Source organism: Candidatus Cryosericum odellii, assembly GCF_003570935.1.
Taxonomy (GTDB): domain Bacteria; phylum Caldisericota; class Caldisericia; order Cryosericales; family Cryosericaceae; genus Cryosericum; species Cryosericum odellii.
Genome location: NZ_QXIU01000147.1, coordinates 1 through 10060, shown reverse-complemented (window position 1 = coordinate 10060; position 10060 = coordinate 1). Strand labels below are relative to the sequence as shown.

10 protein-coding genes and 1 pseudogene are annotated in these 10060 nt (G+C 59.9%); 9 read left to right on the top strand and 2 right to left on the bottom strand.

Annotated elements, in window-relative coordinates:
• On the bottom strand, positions 1 to 888 hold an 888-nt coding region (locus SMC5_RS06140; protein ID WP_133299176.1), incomplete at its 3' end, for a diaminopimelate decarboxylase.
• 380 nt (positions 889 to 1268) lie between these two features.
• Between SMC5_RS06140 and SMC5_RS11680 the strand changes: the two are divergent.
• Positions 1269 to 1346: pseudogene (locus SMC5_RS11680) on the top strand (zinc-ribbon domain-containing protein); the annotation flags it as partial.
• A gap of 4 nt (positions 1347 to 1350) precedes the next feature.
• Here SMC5_RS11680 and SMC5_RS11285 read toward each other — a convergent pair.
• The gene (locus SMC5_RS11285; RefSeq protein WP_243621719.1) at positions 1351 to 1509 is read right to left on the bottom strand and encodes a hypothetical protein; all 159 of its coding nucleotides are present in this window, start codon (positions 1507 to 1509) and stop codon (positions 1351 to 1353) included.
• A gap of 56 nt (positions 1510 to 1565) precedes the next feature.
• Here SMC5_RS11285 and SMC5_RS11280 point away from each other — a divergent pair, with 56 nt between their 5' ends.
• From SMC5_RS11280 to SMC5_RS10445, 8 genes are all read left to right on the top strand, one after another.
• A complete protein-coding gene (locus tag SMC5_RS11280) occupies positions 1566 to 1958 on the top strand; it encodes a hypothetical protein (RefSeq protein WP_243621716.1) in 393 nt (130 codons plus the stop codon).
• A gap of 16 nt (positions 1959 to 1974) precedes the next feature.
• Positions 1975 to 2994, top strand: coding sequence for an extracellular solute-binding protein (locus SMC5_RS06130; protein WP_119087733.1), 1020 nt, complete (start codon positions 1975 to 1977; stop codon positions 2992 to 2994).
• A gap of 2 nt (positions 2995 to 2996) precedes the next feature.
• The gene (locus SMC5_RS06125; RefSeq protein WP_119089913.1) at positions 2997 to 4553 is read left to right on the top strand and encodes an ABC transporter permease; all 1557 of its coding nucleotides are present in this window, start codon (positions 2997 to 2999) and stop codon (positions 4551 to 4553) included.
• On the top strand, positions 4550 to 5209 hold the full coding sequence (locus SMC5_RS06120; protein WP_119087730.1) for an ABC transporter ATP-binding protein: 660 nt from the start codon (positions 4550 to 4552) through the stop codon (positions 5207 to 5209). Before SMC5_RS06125 ends, SMC5_RS06120 begins: the two co-directional genes overlap by 4 nt.
• On the top strand, positions 5206 to 6231 hold the full coding sequence (locus SMC5_RS06115) for a ligand-binding sensor domain-containing protein (RefSeq protein ID WP_119120004.1): 1026 nt from the start codon (positions 5206 to 5208) through the stop codon (positions 6229 to 6231). The genes SMC5_RS06120 and SMC5_RS06115 overlap by 4 nt, the downstream gene beginning before the upstream one ends.
• Entirely contained in the window at positions 6228 to 6569 is a 342-nt protein-coding gene (locus SMC5_RS06110; protein WP_119087728.1) for a hypothetical protein, read from the top strand. The genes SMC5_RS06115 and SMC5_RS06110 overlap by 4 nt, the downstream gene beginning before the upstream one ends.
• A 102-nt stretch (positions 6570 to 6671) precedes the next feature.
• Positions 6672 to 9509, top strand: coding sequence for a hypothetical protein (locus SMC5_RS06105; protein ID WP_119087727.1), 2838 nt, complete (start codon positions 6672 to 6674; stop codon positions 9507 to 9509).
• A gap of 146 nt (positions 9510 to 9655) precedes the next feature.
• The coding region (locus SMC5_RS10445; RefSeq protein WP_133299175.1) for a hypothetical protein at positions 9656 to 10060 on the top strand (405 nt) is incomplete at its 3' end.

Here is a 10060-nt window from a genome sequence, read left to right as displayed (position 1 = left end):
GTCCACGACCACAAAAGTCCTGGCATAGCGTTTACGATATAGGACACGTGTCACCAGCGTGCCTGCGTGCCCCACAATGTACCTGCCTGGTTCGAACCATAGCTTCATGCCTTGGGGAACATCTCGGCGCAGCAGGGCCTGCAGGTCCTCCACGGCGAAGTCGGCGCCTTCCGCATAGTTGATGCCGAATCCTCCTCCCATATCCAGAGTGCTCACAGAAATGCCGTCGCCCATCAGGGAGTCATGCAGTTCCAGGAGGCGTGCCAGAGACTTGCGATAGGGCTCGAGGCTCGTGATCTGACTGCCGATATGGCAGGAAATGGTGTCAGGAACGAGCCCTGCGTCCATGGCCAGCCGGAACGCGTCAGGGGCGGCATCGATCGGGATGCCGAACTTGCTCTCCTCCGTCCCAGTGGTGACGTACCGATGGGTGTGTGCATCGACGCCGGGATTAATACGGATGCCGACATGGACGCCCGTTCGCAGGCGCGCAATTGCAGTCAACTCCTCCTCGCTTTCGGTGTTGATGAAGATGCCGTGGTCCAGCGCAAATGTCAGTTCTTCCTGTGTCTTTCCGACACCGGAGAACACGATGCGGTCTGCAGGACAGCCGGCATCCAGAGCCTCCTGGATTTCTCCGCGGCTTACCGTGTCGGCCCCAAGGCCCATGTTGAAAATGAGTGCAAGGAGAGCAGGGTTTGCATTGGCCTTGACCGCGTAGCGGAGTGATCCAATCGTGCCCAGACTCTGCATCAGACGTGTGACCTGTCCGCGGATTGAGGAGGCCGAGTAGACGTAGACGGGTGTGCCATATTCTCTCGCGATCGTGGCGAGAGGCAAACGGTCAAGCATGAGATCCGAGCCCTGATATAAGAGGTCGCTGTTCATCCTGGTCCTTTCTGGCACAACACAACATATCTTTCATTGGACGAGACGATGGTCCATGCGTCCGGGTTGCACCCGGGCCGATCGTTTCATCATGACCTTGTGCCCCGCCGTGTCAAGTAAGCGTTCCAGCAGACGTCGCAGTCGTCCTTGAAACCCGTTGCCCACCCCTCGGATACGACAGCATCCCTTGCATTGAGACAACATCCTCGGGGGAGGAAGATCTGGTCAGGAAGAAGCCAGTTCACCTATATTTTGGATGAGTCGATGTGGCGCTCTTGCAGCAAGAGAGGTGTTCCGTATACTGGCGCCAGTAAGGGTTATTTCAGGCAGGTCCAGGCGGCTGTTAGAGCTGCTACACTTTATTCTATGGGGGTGTAAGCATGGAAACTGCGAAGTTCTGTACTCAGTGCGGTGAGACGTTGCCATCAGGGGCGAAACACTGTCCACATTGTGGGGCGGAAGTCACGGTCGTGCAGACGCCAGTGCCTGGCGAAGTCGAGCGACCCGTTCCTCCCTCGCCGCCTGTTCCTCAGCAGACGCCGTCAGCAGGACCGTATGGTACACCTTCCTCCCCACAGACTTCCCCATACGGTGGATCTGGTACAGTTCCACAAGGGACATACAGTGTTCCTCCTCCCGCTGCCGGCGTCTATCGTGCTGGATCACAGCAGAAGGCGATGACAGCACAGCGAGCGCCGTCCCGGAAACGCCTTGGTGGTGGAGCACTGACTCTGATCGCTGGAATCATCATGCTGGCAATGCATGCCCTGGTGCTGGAAGGGGGGCTGACCGCGTCGAACATTGGTGTTGACCTGTCCATCATTGTATGCGGCTTTCTCATGTTGTTCGCCCGCGGGGGGCTCAGCGTCGCACTTGCCTTCGTGGCGAGTCTGGCCGTATCGGCCGTCGACGCGATGCTTCTGTGGGCAGTTTTCGTGGCGATATCCGCCGGTGGGTCCAGCGGAATCGCTGCGTTTCTATCGTCAGGAGCGTGGGTGTCGGTGGTAGCGATGGTGGTGGTTCTGGTTGGGTTCTTGGTTGCGTTGGTCAGTCTGTTCCGCCACTCCTGACAGGAGAAAGTATCCAATGATCCATATGCGAACCCGTGCACTGGTCGTTGGGGTCATAATTGTTTTGGTAGTGGTTCTCTTCGCTGGGTGTGGCGCGACGACGAGAGTGATTGTGTGCTACACGTCCGTCGATCAGGAGTATGCGGACCCCGTGTTCAAAGCCTTCGAGGGCCGGACTGGCATTCACGTTCTTACAGTCTATGATACCGAGGCTGCCAAGACCACTGGGCTCGTCAACCGTCTTATCGCCGAGCAGGCACACCCGGTATGTGACGTGTTCTGGAACAACGAAACGACACAGATGTCGATGCTGGAGCAGAACAACATCCTGCGGCGGCTTCCCGGCGACGCCGGTCAGGGAATCCTTGCCAGGTACCGTGACCCGGATGGGTTGTGGGCCGGTCACGCTGCTCGCTTTCGCGTCCTGCTTGTTAATACGAACGTCCTCAAGGGGCCGACCCCGTCGTCGGTCATGGACTTGGCCTCCTCCGCATATCCCCGTGGCAGTGTCGGCATGGCCATGCCTCTGTTCGGCACGACAGCAGCGCATGTGGCAGCACTGTACGCGGTACTTGGGGCAGCTCGGGCGCGTTCCTTTTTCCAGCAGGTGAGTGCCTCCGGCGTGCGAATTGTCGACGGCAATGCAACGGTCAGGGACCTTGTTGCGCAGGGAGTGTTGACGTGGGGGATCACGGACTCGGACGATGCTCTTGTGGCGGTCAAAAGGGGAGACCCCGTCTCCGTAGTCGTTCCGGACCAGGAAGGGATGGGGACCCTGGTCATTCCTTCGAGCGTCGCGGTGATTCGCGGAGGTCCTCACCTACAGGAGGCCGACAGTCTGGCTCAGTATCTTCTGAGCGAAGGGGTCGAAACCACGCTCATGCAGGAGGGATATTGCCAGTTGTCGACACGCCAGGAAGGAGGGATCGCCCCCCTGACGGGAACGTCCATTAAGGGGATGGACGTGGACCCGGGTTCTATCCAGGTATCGATGGCGACTGCAAAAGCCGACCTTACGTCAATCTTCGGACAGTAGCGATGGCGACGAGCAACCGGTGGTGGCGCCTCTCAGGGACCGTGGCCGCCCTCGCCGTGTTCGGTCTGCCTCTGGTGGCACTTGGCATGGATGCTATACGATCTCTCCTGGTCAACCCTTCGCTGGCGCGCCTGGCCATCCCCTCGGAACGGGCACTGGTGTTGCTGGCACGCAGTTGTGCCCTTGCAGGGGCAACAGCCGTCCTGTGTCTGGTCGCAGGGACTGCAGCGTCGCTCGCTTTGCCGCCGGCCTCGGGCAGGATGGGTTGGCTGAGAACAGCGCTGTTCGTTCCCATGGTCATCCCGCCCTATGTCCACGCGCTGGCCTGGATGCGCGCGGCCGAGTGGCTTCGCCGGGTGGTCGCCGTGACGGGCATCAGACTGCCGGCGTTTCAGGGGTTCGGAGCAGCGCTGTGGGTGCAGGCAATGGTATACCTGCCATTGGCGACCGGGGTAGCCCTGGCCGCCTGGTCGATGATCGACCCACAGCTCGTGGATGCGGCGCTCATGAGGGGATCCCAGGACCGTGCCCTGTGGCGGGTTGTCCTGCCACTTGGAGGTCCGGTGCTGCTGTCAGGAACCCTGCTCGTGTTTGTGCTGTGCATGGGTGACCTCTCCATTCCCTCCCTGTTCTCTGTCAATACCTATGCTCTGGAGCTGTACGCACGCTTCAGCGCTACGGGTCGGATCTCGGACGTTACGTTGTTGGCCGTTCCACAAGTTCTGGTGTGTCTGGCGGCGCTCATACCTGCCATTCGAAGCATTTCCGCTGCCGTCTCCGCGCCTGCAACCATGGAAGGAGTGACGCATTCCGTGTGGCGTCCGTCGCGCTGGACGCGGGGTTTGTGTGTGTGTGCAGTGTGCCTGCTTTCGCTGGATGTTGCAGGTCTCTGCGTTTCCCTGATGAGCGGACTGCACGGTGCAACGTGGATTGCAGTGGTCGATGCCGCGCCGTCCGCCTGGGTCAGCGTACGGCTGGTCTTTTTCGCGTGTACTCTCAGCATGATTTTGGCGATTCTTGTAGGTCCTCTCGTTAGCAACCGTAGCCGGCTGGGGCAGTCATTGTGTGCCCTCATCCTCATACCGCTGGCACTGCCCGGTCCCGTTGCAGGCACCGGGGCCCTGCTTGCCAATGGCATCGTGCACAGCGCATGGACGGCTCAAGTGGCGCCTGCACTTCTCATGGCGTTCAGGTTCGCGCCGTTCGCCTGTCTGATGATCGGAGCACGGTTGGCACGGGCCGATGTGGATGTGATGGAAGCTGGACGCGTGTTTGAGCGAAGGCGCGGGGACTGGGCGCTTCGAGTGTGGCTGCCGATGCTCCTGCCTGTGCTCACCGCCGCCCTCCTGCTTGTCGCCCTGCTTGTGGTCGGCGAGGTGGGAGGGACGCTGATGGTGATGCCCCCTGGGCAGCAACCTCTGGCGATCACAATCTACAACTACCTGCACTATGGTGCTTCCGGAACGGTATCAGCGCTGTGCTTGGCGCTCTTCGCAGTTGTCCTGTTGCTGACCATACCAGGCTTCCTGTCCTGGCGCAGCGCGTGGAGGTCGGCATGATCGAATGCACCGGAGTGGCTTTCTCTCTCGGAGGCAGGACGATCCTGTCAGACCTGGAACTGAAGGTGTCTGACGGCGAACGCATCGTCGTGATGGGCCGGTCCGGGGCAGGGAAGACGACCCTGCTGCGATTGCTGGCAGGACTGGTCGCGCCATCGGAAGGGAGCATACGAGTCAACGGCGAATTAGCCAGCGCCGCCAGGAGCATTCGCATGGTGCCGTCACACCGTGATATCGGGTTTGTCTTCCAGGCTGGGGCGTTGTGGCCCCACATGACAGTGGCGCAAAACCTCCTGTATGGCCTGGCTGACCTTCCGCGCCCCGAAGCCCGGCGGCGCATGACCGAAGCTCTCGATGCCTGCAAGGTGGCGGAACTTTCCCAGCGCTTGCCTCAACAGCTTTCGGGAGGCGAACAGCGCCGCGTTGCGCTGGCAAGGGCGATCGCCCCACACCCACGGCACCTTCTCATGGACGAACCGCTCACAAGCCTGGACACCGATCTCAGATCCGAGCTACTGCAGCTCGTGTGCGAGATAGTCCTTTCTCACGATACGGCTCTTGTCTACGTGACGCACGACGAGAGCGAGGCACGTACGGTGGGGGGACGGCAGATGCATCTCGAGAATGGTCGCCTCACGGCTCAGGGATCGGCATGAAAAGGATCGTCATCGTCGCCCTTGTGATACTGGGCTGTCTGATGACAGGGTGTTCGCTTCCACAGGATGCCGCCCTGCCGGCACCGTCACTCCCTGTGCAGGGCATCGACACCCTTCGTCCGCCGGGAGACGTATTTGCGCTGCTTCTGGACGGCAATACGCTCTGGTGTGGCGGAGTAGACGGCGTGTGTGCCGTCGACACGCAGACCCGTACGGTGACCGCAATCGTCGATGCCGGGCGTCCGATGACCTATGTGAGGGGCATTGCGGTTGATCACGAGGGAGCCTTGTGGTTTGCTTGCGAACGTGGGCTGGTGCGCTGGAAAGATGGACAGGCGACCTGGTTCACGACAAAGGAAGGCTTGCCCGACAATCGTGTCAACTGTGTTCTCGTCACGCGGGCTGGAGACCTGTGGGCAGGGACATGGAGCGGCGCGGCGATGCGTACCGCGGGTGGGTGGACAGTGCTGGGCAAACGGGATGGTCTCGCAGATGACATGGTGCGTGTCATGCTGGAGGACAAGAGCGGCAGTCTGTGGTTTGGTTCATACATTGCGCCTGCCGGTGGGTTGGCAATACGCAATGCATCCGGGTGGCAAACATTCTCCACGGCTGGCGGCCTGCCGCACAACGATGTCGTCTCGCTGCTGGAGGCACCTGACGGCACCGTCTGGGTCGGAACAGGCTTCCTGGACGATGGAGGCGCAGTTCAGTTTGAACGCAAGGGTGATACCTGGCAACCGCGGCGGACGCTGGGCAAAGCCGGAGGACTGGCAGGTGGCAAGGCTCGTTCGATCTATGTAACCGGGGATGGTATCCTGATCGTCGGATCGGAATACCAGGGCATGGCCATTCAGACGCGTCAAGGATTCAGGGTACTGACGACAATGGACGGACTGTCCAATGACGAAGTGAAGTCGATGGTGGAAGACAGCAATGGCAATCTTTGGTGTGCAACTCGGGACGGGCTCACCATCATCAACAGGCAGACGCTGCTGAACATCGAAGAAGGAACATCATGATACACGCACGAAAGATTGCCGGGATAGTCGTTGTTCTCATGTTGCTTCTTGGCATCGGGGGGTGCCGCCCCCCATCGTTGCTTTCCGGCCCTGTCACATCAAAGGACGATGCGATCGCGCGTGTGACAGCTCTTCCCGATGTGATGGCCTGGATCAAACTGGTGCAAACCAGGAGCCCGGCCAACCGGATTGTCATCGACGTTGATTCGGAAGACGCGACCATATATACAGTGCATGCCTATGAGCTCGTTCAGGACGAACTGGGTGGACACACGGCGACGTTCGGCTGGTATGAGGTTACCAGGGCGAACGGTGTCGTGCGTTCGGTCATGCCGTAAGGTCTTGCATGGTTCAATCCGATTTTGCATACTGGAGAGGACGACCGTGCCCAACCGTGCATCCGTTGACAGACGCAGGGTCGAGGACAATGGGAGGCTGCCGTGGACTTCAATGAAGTGAGTCAATCGTACATAGCGCTGCAGCAACAGCTCGCGAGTGGTGCCGTCACGCCGGAGCGCTATCAACAGGAACTGGCGAAGTTGCGGTTCATGACGCCTGACGGCGTTTGGTGGCAGATCGATCCCGCAACCGGGGGGTGGTTGACATGGAATGGACAGACATGGATTCCAGCCACCGCAGCCGGCCAATCTGTGCAAGAACACACAGAAATGGAGACCAGTCAGACGACATCCGCCGAGGGTGGACGGAGCAGTCGTCGGCCGCCGCCAAAACAGAAACCCGCGCCACAGACCCTGTGGCAATTGGCGATCCTGATGGTGAAGAGCTGGCTGGAAAACCTCCCCAGCACGATCGTCTCGAGCATAGTGACAGCGGCTGCAACGTGGTTCCTTCATACATGGTTGCTGGTCGGACCCAACAATACCATGTTGTACCCAACAAAACCGATCTTTTACTGGATGCTCGATACGTTGGAGTATCCCCGTGGAGGTGTGGCGTTCTGGGCGGTTGCCTCCTATTTTGTCGCTTCCTTCTTTGGCAGGCTGTTCTCGTCGCCCGTTGCGTCGGCGAAAGGTGTCGTACTATCGCCGTCGTGGCTGGTCCGGGCATTCCGCCACCTGAGAGCAAAGGCGCTCATCCCATTCCTGCTGGGCGGGATCGTCGCAGTCATCATTGGTTCGAGCATGCGCAACTACATGTCGGCCTGGGCATACGCAGCCGGATTCTTCCTGGTAACGATGGCACTCGACATGAGCTTCGAGCACATGGTGCTGCGGCTGCTGCTGTCGGACCTGCGGCGCTTTCTCAAGGTGCGGCTGGCTCCCTACGGCGCCGAGTCAGACTATGCGTTTTTGTTGTTCCCGGGCTTGGCACTTGGGTTTGCGGCCTCCGCCCTGCGGCGGACGCCGGCGCGCTGGGCGCAATTTACCTTCTGGGGAACTCTTGTCGTCGTGCTGCTTGCCATAGGGGGGACGATGCTGCGGCGGCGCAAGGCGACGAGGACTACCGGGGCGTTTCTACTGTTGCTTGCTCTCGCATGCACTGTCCTCATCGCCCTGACACCGGTCCTTGCTGATGATGGCGGATGGGCAGAGAGCGGTCGCACCATCCAGGGTCTTACCAGGAACGCGGGCTGGCCGATGACCAAAAAACTGGGGATCCCGCCCGCTGAGGCGGCGCTCCTGGCAGGCCTTCTGGCGACGAACCTTGGAGCGGCCTATGGATACATGAAGAAACACGGCATTGATCCAACGAAGCTCGGATTGCCGGACATACCCCCTCCTCCGGGCATGAACGTTGCACCAGATAGTGTTCCCTCGACGCCTGAACAACGGGCCGCACGGGCGCAGAAGACTGCCGAGGACATAGCCAAGGCACAGGCCGAGGCAGCCGAGGCCAATACCTGGGGAGGACTGCTGGCCGGTGCGTGGAAGAACTGGGAAAAGGAGGCGGTTCAAATCGGGGACGCCGTTTCAAACGTTGCCACAGGAGCCAAAGATGTGGTGGTAAAGGGAGCCACCTCCATCTACGAAGGCGCGAAGTCGGTCTACAACGACCCCAGCATCGTCACGACACCACTCAAGAACTTCGCGAAGGATGTTGCGACTGCGGCTGAAGATGCATGGAACAATCCTCAACTTATCTGGGATACAGCCAGCGGAACATGGAAGGAAGTGAAGACTGGTGCTTCCGTTGCCGTAGATGTTGGGGGCAAGATCATCTCGGGTGTCGCCAATGGCATCTATACGACCCTGACGGATCCCAAGAAGATGTGGGAAGCCGTCAAGGACTCGGGTGGTTGGGACAACTGGGTGAAATCCTGGGACCCCAATGTACCCGTACTCGAGCGGTTCGGCAACGTTCTCATCGGGACCGCGAAGATCGGTGTGACTATTGCTACCGTCGGTCAGGCGGGGGCAGCAGCCGTGGCAGGAAAGGAGATCCTGGCGGTCACCGCTGAGCAACTGGGGAAGGGGGAAGTGAAAGCAGCAGCCGAATCCCTTATCAACGGCATCATCAAGGCATTCGCGTCGGAAGAAAGCAAGGCCGCACAAGCGATTGCGGACGACGCCGCTAAACTGAAAGGTGGAACGCTGACACCGGTGACGAGCGCGATTCCTTCGACAGGGATCAACCCCAAGCAGCTGGCGACGATCCAGAACGGAGCGGAGAAATTCGGTCTTGACGTTGGGGTACGCCCGCAGGGGACCATCTCGGGCTTTGTGAAGGATGGAGTACCCAAGATGCCCGATATTAAGAACAAGAGCATGGATGGTCTCATCGATGAGTTGATTGGCGGCAAAGGGCCGCAAGGAACGATCGGCCACTTCGAACCTGACGAGGCAGCAGCCAAGAACCTTATTGAAGGCATCAAGGGCAACCCTGGGATCCCGGGTGATCGGCAGGCACAGATGATCAAGGAGATCGAGGACCGCGTCGCTCTCAGGAAGGCGGAATTCACCGGGGAGAAAGTGAACGATCTCATCAACAAAGGGAAACTCACCGTGACGAAGGGGGGTGCCCTTGTCGACACCGCGTCGGGCAAGCCGGTCGTCACAGACCTTGACCTGTGGAGTCTGACCAAAACAGGAGGGGCGCCAGTGACGGCTACTGAAGAAAAGGCGTTCGTTCAATGGTGCCAGGATAATGGAGTGCCAGTTACCCACGGAGCGCACATGAACTGGGTCCCACAAACGCCGGACGAATACAAGATCTTCGAGAAGATCGTTCAAGGCCATGGAGTCGGAGGGAAACCCATCATAACGGTCGGTGCAGGCAAGGGAGTCGGTTCGGCCTACTACGTTCCGCCGGTTCGATAGGAGGTGNNGTCCTGCAGGAACTGAACGCCCTCGGAGAAGAGATCGGCGGCCTGCGGGAACAGTATCTGGCTGCCCTGCCTATCGTCACACTGTCGAGGAGTCCCCTGAGCGGTGACCTCCTGGAGTATGCCATCGATATTGTCGGGGTGGACGGGCTGTGGTGGAACTACAACCAGCCATTGCGACCGCTGCAGCAGTTGCCAGCGGATTTCGTCGGCCTTGCAGGAGCGCTTCAGGTGGGAGACTCTGTTGAGAAGACGCCGTTCGAAGTCCGACCCGGCCCCGAGGTCCCGTATGTGGTGCCGCGCCTGCTGGCACTGCCGGGGGTTCGTGCAGTAGTCAGCCAGGTTCAAATCGGCCCGCACACGGGATACACGATCGCCTACTTCGCTGAACATCCTGAGCAGGTAACACACCGTGTCAACACGTGGGGCACCGACTTCTACGAAGTCGTCGATGCTCAGGGCGTACTGATATGGTCCCGTGATGGAGACACTGCCGCACTCAATCGCGATGCTGACCTGAAGTCGTGGATGGAGGCCGGGAAGCTT

Excerpts from the sequence above, each read along its gene's own strand:
- SMC5_RS11280 (WP_243621716.1), top strand. The coding sequence starts at position 1,566 with ATGACAGCACAGCGAGCGCCGTCCCGGAAACGCCTTGGTGGTGGAGCA.
- SMC5_RS06120 (WP_119087730.1), top strand. The coding sequence starts at position 4,550 with ATGATCGAATGCACCGGAGTGGCTTTCTCTCTCGGAGGCAGGACGATC.
- SMC5_RS06110 (WP_119087728.1), top strand. The coding sequence starts at position 6,228 with ATGATACACGCACGAAAGATTGCCGGGATAGTCGTTGTTCTCATGTTG.
- SMC5_RS06125 (WP_119089913.1), top strand. The coding sequence starts at position 2,997 with ATGGCGACGAGCAACCGGTGGTGGCGCCTCTCAGGGACCGTGGCCGCC.
- SMC5_RS11285 (WP_243621719.1), bottom strand. The coding sequence starts at position 1,509 with ATGTCCCTTGTGGAACTGTACCAGATCCACCGTATGGGGAAGTCTGTG.
- SMC5_RS06115 (WP_119120004.1), top strand. The coding sequence starts at position 5,206 with ATGAAAAGGATCGTCATCGTCGCCCTTGTGATACTGGGCTGTCTGATG.
- SMC5_RS06130 (WP_119087733.1), top strand. The coding sequence starts at position 1,975 with ATGATCCATATGCGAACCCGTGCACTGGTCGTTGGGGTCATAATTGTT.